This window comes from Streptomyces sp. NPDC060209 (genome assembly GCF_042728155.1).
Taxonomy (GTDB): Bacteria; Actinomycetota; Actinomycetes; order Streptomycetales; family Streptomycetaceae; genus Streptomyces.
Genome location: NZ_JBHWZS010000217.1, coordinates 1 through 14,454, shown reverse-complemented (window position 1 = coordinate 14,454; position 14,454 = coordinate 1). Strand labels below are relative to the sequence as shown.

Annotated in this window: 15 protein-coding genes; 8 read left to right on the top strand and 7 right to left on the bottom strand. The window is 71.3% G+C overall.

The window, feature by feature from the left end:
* The first annotated feature begins 57 nt into the window (after positions 1 to 57).
* Positions 58 to 1,179 carry a DUF5925 domain-containing protein gene (locus ACFWFI_RS31020; protein ID WP_387396594.1) on the top strand — a complete coding sequence of 374 codons (1,122 nt, stop codon included), beginning with the start codon at positions 58 to 60 and terminating at the stop codon, positions 1,177 to 1,179.
* Positions 1,180 to 1,207: 28 nt separating this feature from the next.
* On the opposite strand, the gene ACFWFI_RS31015 is transcribed toward ACFWFI_RS31020, so the two are convergent.
* Positions 1,208 to 1,582, bottom strand: a complete 375-nt coding sequence (locus tag ACFWFI_RS31015; RefSeq protein ID WP_387396592.1) for a GntR family transcriptional regulator — start codon at positions 1,580 to 1,582, stop codon at positions 1,208 to 1,210.
* 92 nt (positions 1,583 to 1,674) lie between these two features.
* Between ACFWFI_RS31015 and ACFWFI_RS31010 the strand changes: the two genes are divergently transcribed.
* From ACFWFI_RS31010 to ACFWFI_RS31000, 3 genes are all read left to right on the top strand, one after another.
* Positions 1,675 to 2,595, top strand: coding sequence for a GNAT family N-acetyltransferase (locus tag ACFWFI_RS31010; protein WP_387396590.1), 921 nt, complete (start codon positions 1,675 to 1,677; stop codon positions 2,593 to 2,595).
* Entirely contained in the window at positions 2,576 to 3,076 is a 501-nt protein-coding gene (locus tag ACFWFI_RS31005) for a ribonuclease FAU-1 family protein (protein WP_387396588.1), read from the top strand. The genes ACFWFI_RS31010 and ACFWFI_RS31005 overlap by 20 nt, the downstream gene beginning before the upstream one ends.
* Positions 3,077 to 3,151: 75 nt before the next feature.
* Entirely contained in the window at positions 3,152 to 3,553 is a 402-nt protein-coding gene (locus ACFWFI_RS31000) for a hypothetical protein (RefSeq protein ID WP_387396586.1), read from the top strand.
* Here the strand turns inward: ACFWFI_RS31000 and ACFWFI_RS30995 are convergent.
* Genes ACFWFI_RS30995 through ACFWFI_RS30980 form a run of 4 tightly spaced genes read right to left on the bottom strand, consistent with a single transcriptional unit; the run spans position 3,526 to position 8,037 of the window.
* Positions 3,526 to 5,004, bottom strand: a complete 1,479-nt coding sequence (locus ACFWFI_RS30995; RefSeq protein WP_387396584.1) for a trifunctional class I SAM-dependent methyltransferase/NUDIX hydrolase/VOC family protein — start codon at positions 5,002 to 5,004, stop codon at positions 3,526 to 3,528. The genes ACFWFI_RS31000 and ACFWFI_RS30995 overlap by 28 nt on opposite strands.
* 34 nt (positions 5,005 to 5,038) lie before the next feature.
* Positions 5,039 to 6,526, bottom strand: coding sequence for a tripartite tricarboxylate transporter permease (locus tag ACFWFI_RS30990; protein ID WP_387396582.1), 1,488 nt, complete (start codon positions 6,524 to 6,526; stop codon positions 5,039 to 5,041).
* Positions 6,527 to 6,529: 3 nt separating this feature from the next.
* Complete coding sequence (locus tag ACFWFI_RS30985; protein WP_387396580.1) at positions 6,530 to 7,057, bottom strand: tripartite tricarboxylate transporter TctB family protein; 528 nt, start codon at positions 7,055 to 7,057, stop codon at positions 6,530 to 6,532.
* Positions 7,054 to 8,037, bottom strand: coding sequence for a Bug family tripartite tricarboxylate transporter substrate binding protein (locus ACFWFI_RS30980; RefSeq protein WP_387396578.1), 984 nt, complete (start codon positions 8,035 to 8,037; stop codon positions 7,054 to 7,056). The genes ACFWFI_RS30985 and ACFWFI_RS30980 overlap by 4 nt, the downstream gene beginning before the upstream one ends.
* A gap of 132 nt (positions 8,038 to 8,169) precedes the next feature.
* On the opposite strand from ACFWFI_RS30980, the gene ACFWFI_RS30975 reads away from it, so the two are divergent.
* From ACFWFI_RS30975 to ACFWFI_RS30965, 3 genes are all read left to right on the top strand, one after another.
* Positions 8,170 to 8,868: a response regulator gene (locus tag ACFWFI_RS30975; protein WP_387396576.1), complete on the top strand. Its 699-nt coding sequence runs from the start codon at positions 8,170 to 8,172 to the stop codon at positions 8,866 to 8,868.
* Positions 8,869 to 8,992: 124 nt separating this feature from the next.
* Entirely contained in the window at positions 8,993 to 10,567 is a 1,575-nt protein-coding gene (locus ACFWFI_RS30970) for an alkaline phosphatase D family protein (protein ID WP_387396574.1), read from the top strand.
* Between the two features lie 96 nt (positions 10,568 to 10,663).
* On the top strand, positions 10,664 to 11,413 hold the full coding sequence (locus ACFWFI_RS30965) for a hypothetical protein (protein WP_387396572.1): 750 nt from the start codon (positions 10,664 to 10,666) through the stop codon (positions 11,411 to 11,413).
* Positions 11,414 to 11,666: 253 nt separating this feature from the next.
* On the opposite strand, the gene ACFWFI_RS30960 is transcribed toward ACFWFI_RS30965, so the two are convergent.
* On the bottom strand, positions 11,667 to 12,677 hold the full coding sequence (locus tag ACFWFI_RS30960) for a tyrosinase family protein (RefSeq protein WP_387396569.1): 1,011 nt from the start codon (positions 12,675 to 12,677) through the stop codon (positions 11,667 to 11,669).
* A 1-nt stretch (position 12,678) separates the two neighbouring features.
* Positions 12,679 to 13,011: a hypothetical protein gene (locus ACFWFI_RS30955; protein WP_387396566.1), complete on the bottom strand. Its 333-nt coding sequence runs from the start codon at positions 13,009 to 13,011 to the stop codon at positions 12,679 to 12,681.
* A gap of 404 nt (positions 13,012 to 13,415) precedes the next feature.
* On the opposite strand from ACFWFI_RS30955, the gene ACFWFI_RS30950 reads away from it, so the two are divergent.
* A complete protein-coding gene (locus ACFWFI_RS30950) occupies positions 13,416 to 14,447 on the top strand; it encodes a lytic polysaccharide monooxygenase auxiliary activity family 9 protein (RefSeq protein WP_387396564.1) in 1,032 nt (343 codons plus the stop codon).
* Positions 14,448 to 14,454 lie beyond the last annotated feature (7 nt).

Here is a 14,454-nt window from a genome sequence, read left to right as displayed (position 1 = left end):
GGGCGGCGCTCCGACGCCCGCCACCCGGGGGCAGCTGCTGACACCTGGGTGCGCGGGATGCCGCCGTGCCGGATCATGGGCGCCATGTCTGCCAACCCCGAGTCCGCCCTGCCGATCCGGCTCAACGTGGACGACAGCGATTCGCCGTCCGACGTCGTGGACGCGCTGTTCCTGGGCCGCTTCGCGACGGGCGAGCAGCCTTACTCGCACAGTTCATCCCTCGACCGGGTCAGGTCGGGGGCGACCTTGCTTCCTGCCGGGGCCGAGGTGCTGAGGGCCGCCCGTGACGACGACCGCAGTGCGACCCTCGCCGAGGGCGAGGGCTGGACGCTGCTGATCTCGCGGTGGAACCGGGGTGCCGACGTCACGGTCACCGCCACCACGCCCGAGCTGGCCGAGAAGATCCTGTCCGAGGCGACCGACGGCGCCCAGGACGAGCCGGAGCCACAGCCCGAGAACGTGACGATGGGCTTCTGGTACGTCTCACCGCGCCGCGGCCCGCACCGCACCACCCGGCAGATCGCCGCCGGCACCTGGGACGAGGTCCGGTCCAACTACACGGCTCCGGTGGCCGATGCGATGGACCGGCTGATGAAGGTCACCCCCGACGACATCGCCGGCCGGCTCCTCCTGCTGCACGGCCCTCCGGGCACCGGCAAGACCTCGGCGCTGCGCACCCTCGCCCGGTCCTGGCGCGACTGGTGCCAGGTCGACTGCGTACTGGATCCGGAGCGGCTCTTCAACGACGTCGGCTATCTGATGGACATCGCCATCGGTGAGGACGACGGTTCGGCGAAGGGGCGCTGGCGGCTGCTTCTGCTGGAGGACTGCGACGAGCTGATCCGCGGCGAGGCCAAGCACACCGCGGGTCAGGCGCTGTCCCGGCTGCTCAATCTGACCGACGGCCTGCTGGGCCAGGGGCGCAATGTGCTCGTGGGGGTGACGACCAATGAGGACCTTGAGCGGCTGCACCCCGCGGTCGTCAGGCCGGGCCGCTGCCTGGCCCGCATCGAGGTGGGTTCGCTGACCCGCGCGGAGTCGGTGTCCTGGCTGGGTACGGAGGAAGGGCTCGGCCGCGAGGGCGCGACGCTCGCCGAGCTCTACGCCCTGCGGCGGGGCAGCGGCCCCGCGTCCGTGCCGAAGCAGGACGCGGGGGCGGACGCGGGGCTGTACCTCTGAGGCCCGCGACGGGCGGGCGCCGCCCGGCCTACTGCGCGTAGGCCGCCCGTACGGCGTCCTCGGCCAGGGCAAGCGCGTCGGCCCGCGGCAGGCCGAGGCGCCGGGCCTGCTCGGCGTACTCCTGCGCGGCCGTCGCCGCGTGGCGGGTCGCCGCGTCGCCCGCGGCGGCGACGAACGTCCCGTTGCGGCCCCGGGTCTCGATCACCCCGTCGGTCTCCAGCGCGCGGTAGGCCTTGGCCACCGTGTTGGCGGCGAGGCCCAGTTCCCCGGCGAGCCCGCGTACGGTCGGGAGGCGGTAGCCCACGGGCAGGGCGCCGGAGCGGGCCTGTTCCGACAGCTGGGCACGCAGCTGCTCGTACGGGGCGGTGGCGGAGTCCGGGTCAACGGCGATCTTCAGGGTCACGCGCCGATTCTCTCCCACCGGGGGTTCCGTCACCGGCCCCGCCGCCGGAAATTGGGAGGCGACCCGGCCGTACTCCGCGTTAGCGTCCGCGCATGACGGTACGTGTACGTGACTTCCTGCCTGCCGACGCCGATGCCTGGGTACGGGTGCGGCGTGCCGCGCTCCCGTTCATGGTGACGACTCCGGAACAGGTCCTGAGCGACCTGGCCGCCGCCCATCCCGCCAGGCGGTACCGGCTGCTGGTCGCCGAGGAGGACGGCGAGGTGATCGGCACCGCCCAGGTGGGCATCTCCCACGAGAACCCGAAGCCGGGCCAGGGGTTCTGCAATCCGTACGTCCATCCGGACAGGAGAGGGCGCGGCGCGGGATCGCTGCTGATGCGGACCGGCGAGGAGCATCTGGCCGGTGCCGGTGCGACCGCCGTCTACACCTGGGTCCTCGACGAGCCGGCCAACCGCGCTTTCGCCGGGAAGCGCGGTTACGCGGCGCGCCGGCCGGCGCACTTCCTGCGCCTCGGCCTGGCGGACGGCCCGCTGCCGCCGCTCCAGGAAGTCCCGCCCGGGGTCGAACTGCTCACCGCCGTCGACTTCGAGGACGACCCGCGCCCGCTGTTCGAGGCCGACGCGGAGACGACCGCGGACGAGCCGAGCGACACCCCGGTGGAGTTCTCCGACTACGAGGACTGGCTGGCCACGACCTGGCGGCGGTCCGGCTTCGACCACGCGCTCACCACGGTCGTGACGGTGGACGGACAGGTCGCGGCGTTCAGCGCGGCGCAGACCGACGGTCTGACCCGCTACTGGTCGGCCATGACCGGCACCGTGCGGGCCTTCCGGGGCAGGGGGCTGGCGAAGCTCGCCAAGAACGCCTCCCTGCACCGGGCGCGGGCCGCCGGATACACGGACGCCTTCACCGGAAACGATGCCGACAACGGCCCGATGCTCGCGGTCAACCGCTGGTTCGGCTACGAGATCTGCGCCACGGAGGTGCGTCATGTCCGCGAAATCGGCTGATTCCGGAACCACTTGGACGGTGGCCCTGGTCAAGGGGGGCCGCACGAAGATCCGTTATCCGGCCGAGCCGATCGAGGACGACGGAACCCGGATCACCGTCCGGGCCCCGTGGGCCGCCCCGGGGGTCCGGGACTTCGGCTTCGTACGGTTCGAGCCGGGCGATGTCTTCACCGAGCACTACTGGCGTGACCGGTGGTACGCGGTGAAGGAGGTCCGCACCGGAGGCGGCCGGCTGAAGGGCTGGTACTGCGACATCACCCGGCCCGCCCTGCTCCGGGGCACCGAACTCCTGGTCGAGGACCTGGACCTGGATCTGTGGGTGTCGGCGGACGGTTCGTCCGTACTGCGGCTGGACGAGGACGAGTTCGAGGAGAGCGGCCTCGCCGGCCGCGACCCCCTCGCGGCGGAGGCGGCCGTCCGGGCCCTGGACGAGCTGGAGCACCTCGCCCGCACCGAGGGGCTTGCGGGGCTGGTCGCCTGAGCCCGGTGTCACGCTGATGGCTGAACAGGCGGCGCAGCTGCTTCGGTGCTCACTTCACCACTGACTCGGGTAACCGTGGAAGGAACGGACGACCGCGTCCCCTCCGTCCTGCGCTTCTCGGCCGAACTCGTGGCGTGGGTGGCCACTCCCTGGGCGCTGGCCGCGCACTCCTGGTTGCTCGCCGTCCTGGCGGTGGTCGTGCTGATCGGTCTGCCCACGGTGTTCTCGACCCCCGGCGACAAGACTCAGGTGATCGTCCCGGTGCCCGGCGCGGTCACGATCCTGCTGGTGCTGCTGCAACTCGCCGCAGCGGTGGTCTCCGCGTGGCCGGCCTGGCCGGCGTGGGCCGCGGTCCCCGCGTCCGTGCTGGCCGCCGCCACGCTCGTCACCGAGCGGCGGCGCTGGCTGTGGCTGCTGAAGGGCGCGGCCGCGCCTGCCGGGGACACCCCTCAGGGGGCGACCAACTCCACCTCGTGACCCGCCGTGTTCTCCAGACGGGCCACGTACGGACCACTCCCGTCGGCGTACGCCCGGCCGTCGGGCGGGAGCTGCCTCCAGCCGTGTCCCGGGGCGTCCGCCGCCAGGGCGTCGAGCGTGGCACGGCCTTGGACGTGGAACGCCAGGCGGCTGACGCCGGAACGCGGCGCGTCCTGCCCGCCGTCGGGCAGACGGGGTGTGTGTTCGACCACCACATAGCTTTCGCCGCGCCGCCAGCTCCGGCCGTGCGTCCAGCGCTGGTAGGGGACATGGCCGAGCCGGCCGAGCAGCCAGCCCCACTCCGCGTCCGCCTCGGCCAGGTCGGGCACCCGCAGCTCCACGTGGTGCAGCCGGCCGGTGGGGGTCGACGCCACCGGCAGCGGGACCGCGCGCCGTGTCCCCCGCGGTGCGTACGCGACGGTGTCGGCGTCCTCGTGCCAGTGGATCAGGAAGCGCTGTTCGGCGCGGTATCCGTCGAGGCCCGCACGGCAGTAAGCCACCATGTCGTCGGGCAGCGCGTCCAGGGGGAACCAGGCCAGCTCGGAGCACTTGTCCGGCTCCGCGTTGCGGGGCGGGCGCGCGGGGTCGTGGTCCGCCTCGAAGAACCAGCCCATCCTGGGGTTGCCGCCCGGCCCCCTGTGCTGCATGACCAGGGCCACCCGGAGCTCGTCCGGATCCAGCTCGACGCCGATCTCCTCGGCCGTCTCCCGGATCACCGCCGCCCGGACGTCCTCGCCGTCCTCCGCGTGACCGGAGGGGGCGTGGAGCAGGCCGTCCGCATACCCTGTGCCGGCCCGCCGGGCGAGCAGCACGTCGGGGCCCCTGCGCAGGATGAGGTGGACGTCGACGACCTCCCTGTGCCGGTCGGGCGGCTCGGCGCGGGCCACCAGGGCGTACCGCTCGTCGTCGACCTCCTTGCCCCAGAGCCGGGAGTCCCCGGAGAGCGGCTCGTGGTGGACGCGCTCGGTGTGCTCGTTGAGGAGTGCGGTGAGGTGGGCAGCGGAGAGGCCGGTGCCGTTCCACACACCCTCGATCAGCAGCAGCCGGCCGCCCGGCCGCAGCAGCGAGAACCAGTGCCGCAGGGCGGCCGCGGGGTCCGGCAGCAGCCACACCGTGTGCCGGGCCAGGATCACGTCGAACCGCTGCTTGCCGACAGGTGGGTGCCCGGCGTCACCGACGAGCACCTCGGTACCGGTCCCGGCCAGCTTGGCCCGCGCCTGGTCCACCATGCGCGGCGACCGGTCGACGGCGGTGACCCGGTGCCCCTGGCCGGCGACGAGCAGGGCCAGGCTGCCCGTACCGCAGCCGAGGTCGAGGACCGCGGAGCGCGCGGTGGGCAGCCAGGTCTCCATCCGCTGCGCCCAGGCGCTGCGGACCACCGGATCGTGGAGCCCGTGGTCGGGTTCCTCGTCGAAGGAGTCGGCGGCGGCGTCCCAGTCGATCGTGGTCATACCCGCAATCCTCTCAGCCGCCACCGACAGTCAGTCACGCCCGATTTCGTCCCAGCACCTTCCTCACCAGTGGCCACGCCAGGATCAGCGCGACGATGACGTACACGGTCACGGAGAACGGGGTGTTGACCAGACCCGTCACGCTGCCGTCGCTGATCTGGAGGGCGCGCCGCAGCTGCTGTTCGGCGGAAGGCCCGAGGATGACCGCGATGATCGCGGGGAGCACAGGCAGTCCGTACCGCCGCATCCCGAAGCCGATCAGCCCGATCACCAGCAGGATCACGAGGTCGACGGCCTCCCCGCCGACCGCGTACGCACCGACGGCGGCGAAGAACAGGATGCCCGCGTAGAGGTAGGGACGCGGGATCCGCAGCAGCTTCGCCCAGAGCGGCGCGAGGGGCAGGTTCAGTGCGAGCAGCAGCACCATGCCGACGAAGAGCGACGCGATCAGGCCCCAGACCAGCTCGGGTTCACGCTCGAACAGGAGCGGGCCGGGCTGGATGCCGTACTGCTGGAAGGCTGCCAGCATGACGGCGGCGACGGCCGTGGTGGGCAGGCCGAGCGTGAGCATGGAGACGAGGGTCCCCGCCGCGGACGCGGAGGCCGCCGACTCCGGGCCCGCGACGCCCTCGATGGCGCCCTTGCCGAACTCGTCGCGGTGCTTGGAGAGCCGCTTCTCGGTGACGTACGAGAGGAAGGTGGGGATCTCCGCGCCGCCCGCCGGGATCGCGCCGAACGGGAAGCCGATGAAGGGCCCGCGCAGCCAGGACTTCCAGGTGCGCCGGACGTCGGCCTTCCCCAGCCAGGGGCGGCCGACGGGGATCGGCCTGCCCGTGGAGCGGCGCAGATGGGCGGCGACCCAGAGGGCCTCCCCGATGGCGAAGAGTCCGACGGCGACGATCACCACGTCGATGCCGTCGGCCAGTTGGAGCGAGCCGAAGGTCAGCCGCTGCTGGCCCGTCATCTGGTCGAGGCCGACGAGACCGATGGTGAGGCCGATGAGGAGCGAGGCGAGTCCGCGGATCCGGGAGGAACCGAGGACGGAGGTGACGGCGATGAAGGCCAGCACCATGATGGCGAAGTAGTCGGGTGCGCCGATGTCCACGGCGAGCGAGGCGACGGTGGGGGCGAGGACGACCAGCAGGATCGTGCCGATCATGCCGCCGGCGAAGTGACCGATGGCGGCGGCGGCGAGTGCCTGTGCGCCCCGCCCGGCCTTCGCCATCGGGTTGCCCTCGATCGCGGCGACGACGGCCGCGCTCTCCCCCGGGGTGTTGAGGAGGATCGAGGTGGTGGAGCCGCCGAACATCGCGCCGTAGTAGATCCCGGCGAACATGATGAAGGCACCGGTCGGTTCGAGTCCGTACGTCACCGGCAGCAGCAGCGCCACGGCCATGGCGGGGCCGATGCCGGGGAGCACGCCGATCGCCGTGCCGAGCAGGACGCCGAGCGCGGCCCAGAGCAGATTGACCGGCGTGAGCGCCGTGCCGAAGCCGTCGATGAGGGAGTTGAGGGAATCCATCGGTCAGAGCACCCCCATCAGCGGGCCGCCCGGGAGGGGCACCCCGAGCAGGTTGTCGAAGACGAAGTAGGTCATCAGGGAGAGCCCGGCCGCGATGAGCGGATCGCGGTCGTGGTGGCGGCTGCCCAGCGCGTAGGCCGAGCCCCAGAAGAGCAGGGCGCCGGAGATGGGGAAGCCGATCGGGCCTATGAGGACGGCGAAGGCGAGGAAGACACCGGTGAGCAGGGCCACGGTGCGCCAGTCCGCGGGTTCGTCGAGGTCGACGTCCTCGCCGCCCTCCGCCTCGCCGCGGCCGCCGCGCAGGACGTCGGCCGCCAGCAGCACGGCGACGGCCAGCAGCCCGATGCCGACGGCCACGGGAACGGTCTTCGGGCCGACGGGCCCGCGCTGGGTGATGTCCACGTTCATCGTCAGGGCGTCGGTCAGGACGAGGACGCCCAGCACGAGCAGCAGTACGCAGACGCCGAGTTCGGAGTGCTCGCGCAGCCAGGAGCGCGCGGTGGCGGGTCGGGAGGTGCTTTCGTCCGTCACAGTCCCAGCTCCTTGAGGACGGTGGCGACACGGCGGTCCTGGCCGTCCAGGAAGTCGCCGAAGGCGTCTCCGGTGAGGAAGGCGTCGTCCCAGCCGTTCTTCTCCATGGAGTCGCGCCACTGCTTCGAGTCGTGCAGCTCGCTCACCAGCCCGACGAGCTTGTCGCGTTCGGCGTCGGAGAGTCCGGGCGGGGCGACGATGCCGCGCCAGTTGGTGAAGTCGGTGTCGAGGCCGGCTTCGCGGAGGGTGGGCGCGTCGAGGCCCGGGACCCGCTTCGGTCCGGTGACGGCGAGCAGGCGCAGCTCACCGGCCTCGATCTGGTCGAGGTACTCACCGACGCCGGAGACGCCGAAGCCGACCTTGTTGCCGAGGATCGAGGCGAGCAGTTCGCCGCCGCCGTCGAAGGGGATGTAGTTGACCTGCTTGGGGGCGATCCCGGCGGCTTTCGCCATCAGCATCGGTGCCAGGTGGTCGGGTCCGCCCGGCGAGGAACCGCCGCCGACCGGGATCTTCCCCGGGTCCTTCTTCCAGGCGGTGAGCAGCTGGTCGATCGTCCTGTACGGGGAGTCCTTGGCGACGACGACGATGTCCTGCTCCTCGGTGAGCCGGGCGATCGGGGTGGTGTCGGCCAGGGTCTTGGGCGACTTGTTGGTGTGCACGGCGCCCACGACACCGAGGCCCATGGACATGGCGAGCTTGCCGTTGCCGTGCTCGGCGACCAGCCGGGTCACGCCGACGGTGCCGCCCGCGCCGGGCAGGTTGAACACCTCGATGCCGTGGGTGAGCCCCGCGTCCTCCGCGTTCTTCGCGGCGGTGCGCGCCGTGATGTCGTAACCGCCGCCGGGTGTGTTGGGAACCATGAAGCGCAGTCCGGGAATCTGCGTGCCGGTGTCGGAACCGCTGCCGGAGGAGAGCAGCGGTGGCCCGACGACCACCAGCAGCGCTGCCCCGAACAGGGCGAGTGGAGTGCGCAGTCGCACCGGGTGCCGCCTTTCGAGCTCTGTGTGGACGGGTGTGAGGTGGCCCACATGTTGCCTGCGCGTTAACGAGCTGTCGCCGTTCCGGAATCAATGGACGTTGTGGTCGTTGTGATCGCGCCCTAGCGTGTCGGCGTGACGAAAGTGCTGGTGGTGGACGACGACTTCATGGTCGCGAAGCTGCACAGCCGGTATGTGTCCGCATTGGACGGTTTTACGGTCGTCGGTGTGGCCCACACGGGCGCCGAGGCCCTGCGCTCGGCCCGCCGGCTGCGTCCCGACCTGGTCCTGCTCGACATCTATCTTCCCGACATGGACGGGATCCAGGTGCTGCGGGAGCTGCGGGCGGCGGAGGAACGGGAAGGGGACACCCACAGCGCGGACGCGCTCTTCATCACGGCGGCACGCGACGCCGGGGTGGTCAGGGCGGCCCTGCGGGCGGGCGCACTGCACTACTTGATCAAGCCGTTCCACCGCTCGGCCCTGCAGGAGCAGCTACAGCACGTGGCCTCGCTGCGCAATCGCCTGGACGCACTGGACGAGGCGCGCCAGGAAGCCCGCCAGGAGGACGTGGACCGCATCTTCGGCACCCGCCCCCCGGGTTCCCGCGAACTCCCCAAGGGCCTGGCCGGCCGCACAGCGGACCTGGTCGAACGTGTCCTTCGTGAACACCCGGCGGGGCTGTCGGCCTCCGAATGCGCCGAGGCGGGAGCCCTGTCCCGGGTCAGCGCGCGCCGCTACCTGGAGTACTTCACGGAGACGGGGCGGGCCGAGGTGTCCCTGCGGTACGGCGGGACGGGGCGGCCCGAGCGCCGCTACCGCGCGGTGTCCTGAGCCGCACGCCGGATAGCTGTCCTGTTCACGCATCGCTCGGCCCCCGGCCATACGTTGCGTGTGAGCATGACATCAATTCCCGGCAGCGTGTCCGAGGTTGGCGCAGATCAACCGAGGAGGACCCGTGGTCGCGAATTCCGTGTCCCGCAGGCAGATGTTCGGATTCGGCGGGGCGGCAGCCGCCGCGCTGATGCTCGGGACGGGGGCGTGGGAGGCACAGTCCGCGTTCGCCGCGCCCGCTCTGAAGGGTGACCCGTTCACCCTGGGTGTCGCCTCGGGCGACCCGACGTCGGACGGTGTCGTGCTCTGGACGCGTCTGGCTCCTGACCCCTTCGCCCAGGACGGCCTCGGCGGTATGCCGGCGAAGCCCGTCCGTGTCCACTACGAGGTGGCGCTCGACGAGAGGTTCCGCCGGGTCGTGCGCCGCGGCAGCGTCGTCGCGACTCCGGAACTGGCGCATTCCGTCCACCCCGAGGTGCACGGGCTCGCCCCCGACCGCACGTACTGGTTCCGCTTCAGGGCCGGGTCCGCGATCTCCCCCGTGGGACGTACCCGCACCACCCCGGCCCCCTCGGACTCCCCGCGCCTGCTGAAGTTCGCCTTCGCCTCCTGCCAGGCCTGGCAGGACGGCTACTTCACGGCCTACCACCACATGGCGCAGGAGGACCTGGACCTGGTGGTGCACCTCGGTGACTACCTGTACGAGTCCGGAGTCAAGACGAACAAGCGCGGTGTGACGACCGATCCGAAGTTCCACACGGAGACCCTCGACCTGGCGCGCTACCGGCTGCAGTACGGCCTCTACAAGTCCGAGGCTCCGCTGCGCGAGGCGCACGCCAACTTCCCGTGGATCATGACGTTCGACGACCACGAGGTGGAGAACAACTGGGCGGACGAGACCTCCGAGAACAACGAGGACCCGAAGACCTTTCTGCTTCGCCGGGCCGCCGCCTTCCAGGCCCTGTACGAGCACGCGCCGCTGCGCCACACCCAGCTGCCCAACGGCCCGGACGTGCAGATGTACCGCAGGCTCTCCTACGGCCGGCTCGCCGACTTCACGATGCTCGACACCCGTCAGTACCGCGACGACCAGGCCTGCGGCGACGGTACCTCCGCCGACTGCGCCGAACGCTTCGACGCGGACCGCACCCTGCTCGGGTCCCGGCAGCGGGACTGGGTCCTCAAGGGCTTCAGCCGCTCGCAGGCACGCTGGCAGATCCTCGGCAACCAGGCGCCGATGGGCCAGACCGACCAGGACCCGGGTCCTGGCACTACGGTCTGGACCGACCCGTGGGACGGCTACGTCGCCGAGCGCAACCGGCTGCTCGCGGAGGCGGACACCCGCGGGGTGCGCAATCTGGTCGTCATCACGGGTGACCGCCACCAGAACTACGCCTGGGACCTCAAGCGCGACTACGCCGACCCGGAATCGGCGACCGTGGGCTCGGAGTTCGTGGGCACCTCGGTCACGAGCGGTGGCGACGGCGCCGACATGACGGCCCAGGGCGAGACGTTCCTCGCGGCGAACCCGCACATGAAGTTCTTCAACAGCCAGCGCGGCTACGTACGCGTCACGGTGGACCGGGAGCGGTGGACGAGCGACTTCCGGGTCCTGCCCTTCGTGACGAAGCCGGACGCCACGATCAGCACGCGCGCGAGTGTGGTCGTGGAGGACGGCACGCCCGGCGTCCAGGTCTGACGCCTCACCACCGTGGCCGCCGGGCCCTCGGATGTGTCCCGGCGGCGGCGCGGAAATCGGGTGCCCGTACGGCAAGGGCCGTGCCAGCATCGGCGCATGACCGATGACGAGGAGCTGTACACCTCCGATCTGCTCGGCAGACGGCTGCTGGGCGTGACCACCTCCGGGGACCGTCCGGCGGCGCCCTCGCACCTGTGGCTTCATTTCGAGGAGCTGGGAGCGGTCCGGTTCGACGCGCTGGAATCCGGTCTGTCGATGGGCGCCGACCCGAGTGCCTGCGCCGTCTCCGCGACGGACGGGCAGGACGTCCCGTTGAACCGCTTCGCCGGCCTGCGGGTCCGTTCGGTCCGGGAGGTCCGCTACCGGAACGGCCCGGTGGACCGAGCGTGCGGCCTCACGTTCCACTTCGCCGACGGAGAGTTCCGCGTACTGGCCCTCGACGGAGAGCTGCTCGTCGCCCACGACGGGCACCTGGGCGCGGTCGAGGCGCACCTGTACGAGGACGTGACGCTGGCCCAGGTCGTCCGGACCTGCCTGGCCTGCCCCTCGCAGTGGGACGCCTGGACGACGAACGGCCAGTACCTGTACCTCCGTTACCGGCACGGCGAGGGCACCGTCGAGCAGCACCCCAGCGAGGACAGCGACACGTGGGACGGCGAGGGGTCCAGGCTCTTGACCCTGTGGGACGACGGAACCGACGGCGGGGAGATCGCGCTCCCCGACTTCCTCGCGGCGGCCGGTCTGCGGCTGGCACCGGATGCCGAGGTCTCCGTCCTGACCTCCTGGCGGTACAAGACGGGAAGGGCGTGGGCCGCCCCGGGCGGGGGCGCGGCCGGCGCTTCCTGAGCGCGCCCCTGCGCGAATGGAGCATGGAGCCGCCGACCTCGCGAACACCCTTTCCCGGGCCTGATCGACCCGGCGCGGACTCGGCCACCGTGGCGGACCTCGTCTCCTCGACCGCCTCCTCCTGCCCGGTCTCCGCCGCGTCCGGCGCCGCGCGGGACGCTGTCCCGGGTGGACGTCTCGGCAGCCCGATGCTGTGGGCCGACGGGCTGCCGATCGCGTCGATGCGGCGCGGCGGCGAACGCGGCGCTCGCCCTCAAGGCAGCTGATCGTAGGTGTAGCGCTTGCTCACATCCAGCATGTTCCCCGGAGTGAATTGCTGACCGCCGAAGAAGATGAGAGCGTCGTCGATCCGTTCACCTCCGTACGGAGGGTCCTGGGCCGTCATGTCCGGGGCGTAGAGGCGGCCGTATCGCTGCATCCAGCTCTCCCATATCCGGTCCACGTTGCAGTGGTGGAGGAAGAAGACCGGGTCGTTGGGAGAGCTCATGGGCTCCATGTCTCCGCCCACCCACTGGTGAACCTGGTTGTGCATCCAGGGGCGCCCGGGCGGAAGCCAGCCTTCGAGCCGGCCGCGGAAGCCGTCCGAAGCGATGCTGTAGTCGAGAACGTCGTACCGGTCTTCCGGTCTGACGATGGGACCGGGAGGCGTGAAGTCGAGGGTGGCTTTCACGTCCACGCTGTCCGGCAGTTGGGGCCAGCCTTCCGGCTCTTTCTGAGCGAACTTCCGGGTCAGTCCCCGTCCGCTTCCGCCCATGGACTGGACGGCTTTTCCGTCGGGACCGGTTTCGATGCGGACGGTGAAGCGGTTCGGATCGTCCGGATAGAAGCCGAACGGCCCGTCGGGGACGGGGGTGCCCTGCCCTCCCATGTACGAGTCCCCCCAGATCGGGGCGTTGACCGGCGAACCCTGGTCGCCGTCGGCCGACCAGTCCCAGTACGGCAGCGCGAAGTCCGGTGCACCGAGTACCCGTCGGATATGTCCCTCCAGGCTGAGGAGCATGAGCCGGTGCCACGGCAGGAAGACCGGCCCCCGGTGGGCAGCGTTGCGCACCATCGGATCACCGTTGCGCGGAATGGCCAGATTCCCCGCCCCGATGTGCCCGATCACGAACAAGTCGTAGGTGTGCACCGGGTTCGGCCGGCCGGGAATACCGAAACTCGCGGTGGTGTAATTCGTGTTCTCTTTCTTGAGCATGGCGACCCCGGCGAGGAACGTGTTCAGCGAGTCCTCGTCGGTCAGGACGTTGTTGCGGACCGAAACCATCTCAGCTCCCTCCCCCGAAGTGGTCGGGATAGGCCGACATCAACGCCCGCACGGCGTCCAGAGCCGAAGCGAACTGGTGGTACGGCAGACCGGGGCTGTGCAGCATGCCCCCGTCACCGACATGCAGCCGGGCCGTCACGGGCGTCCCGTCCACGACGACGTCGTAGGTCGTGGTGAGCGTGATCCGGTGCCCCTCGTGCTGCGCCGTGCGGACCGACTGCGACGGGCTCGACGTGGGCTCTCCCTCTGACCGGTCCAGTTCGGCCAGGTAACTTCCGAGTTCGTCGGGCGTGACGACTCTGCCGAGTTCTGCGAGATCAATGCCTGGTGTCATTGCTGACTCCCTGATGACGAGGTGCTCCCCAGGAGGCGGGGAGTCCGGTGTCCCTCCCTCCTCCACGATCCACGCCCCGGCCCGGACCGGCCACTCGGCCGTTCGGGCGACAGCGCGCGCCGGCTCCGGACAGCTCACCGCCCGGACTCCCGGCGGCCGAGTGGCCCGGGCGCCATGGACGCCGACGCGGTACGTCCGGGCGGGACAGTCGTTCCACAGGGATCGCGGACCCTACGCAAGGGCCCTCGACCGGCGCTTCCTGAGCGCGTCCCTAACCGTCCCTTAAGCGCGCCATAACGATCGCCACCTGCGCCTTTTCCCGCCCGGATCCGCTCCCGGCGGCGGCTAGCTTGCTGATCACCACACCTGCTCAACAGCCGTGCCGCCGAAGGAGAACCACCACCATGGCCGTCATCACCACCACCCGCCGCAGGCTCGCCGGAAGCATCGTCGCGCTCGGCGTCGCGCCGCTCGCGCTGACCGGGCTCTCCGCCGCCCCGGCCGCCGCCCACGGTTCGCTGAGCGATCCGGTCAGCCGGGTCTCGGCCTGTTTCGCGGAGGGGCCGGAGAACCCGCAGTCGGCGGCGTGCAAGGCGGCGGTGGCGGCGGGCGGTACCCAGGCGCTGTACGACTGGAACGGCGTGAACATCGCCAACGCGGCGGGCAATCACCGTGGGCTGATCCCGGACGGCAAGCTGTGCAGCGCGGGCAACGACAAGTTCAAGGGGCTCGACCTGCCGCGTGCCGACTGGCCGTCCACGCCCATGCAGGCGGGCAGCCACACCTTCCGGTTCCGGGCGACCGCTCCGCACAAGGGCTCGTTCGAGCTGTACCTGACCAAGTCGAGCTATGACCCGGCGCAGCCCTTGAAGTGGTCGGACCTGGAGGAGAAGCCGTTCGCCACGGCCACCGACCCGACCCTGGAGAAGGGGTCGTACGTCTTCGACGGCACCGTGCCGCAGGCGTCGGGGCGGCAGCTGATCTACACGGTCTGGCAGCGGTCCGACTCCCCGGAGGCCTTCTACGCCTGCTCCGACGTGGTCTTCGGCGGTGAGAGCGCCGGAGGCGGCACCACCGGGGCCGACCCGGAGCCGGCCGCCTCCGCCCCTTCCGAGGCGGAGATCGACGAGGGCGCCGACAAGTCCTCCGTCGAGCACAACGGCCACGGGGACGACGACGCGGCGACCGGTGCGGAGGTCACCGAAGCGGCCCCCGCCGCCGAGGCCGACGACGCCGGGGCGAACGCTCCCGAGCCGAACAACGTCGCCGCGTCCCCCGCGAGCGAGGCAGCCACGGATGTGGCCCTCGCCGAGACGGGTGGCAGCAGCAGTACCTCGTACCTCGCGATGGGCGGAGCCGCCGCGCTGGCCCTCGGCGCGAGCGCCCTGTTCGTCTCGGTCCGCCGCAGGTCCGCGGGCGGCGCGCACCGCGCCTGACCCGGTG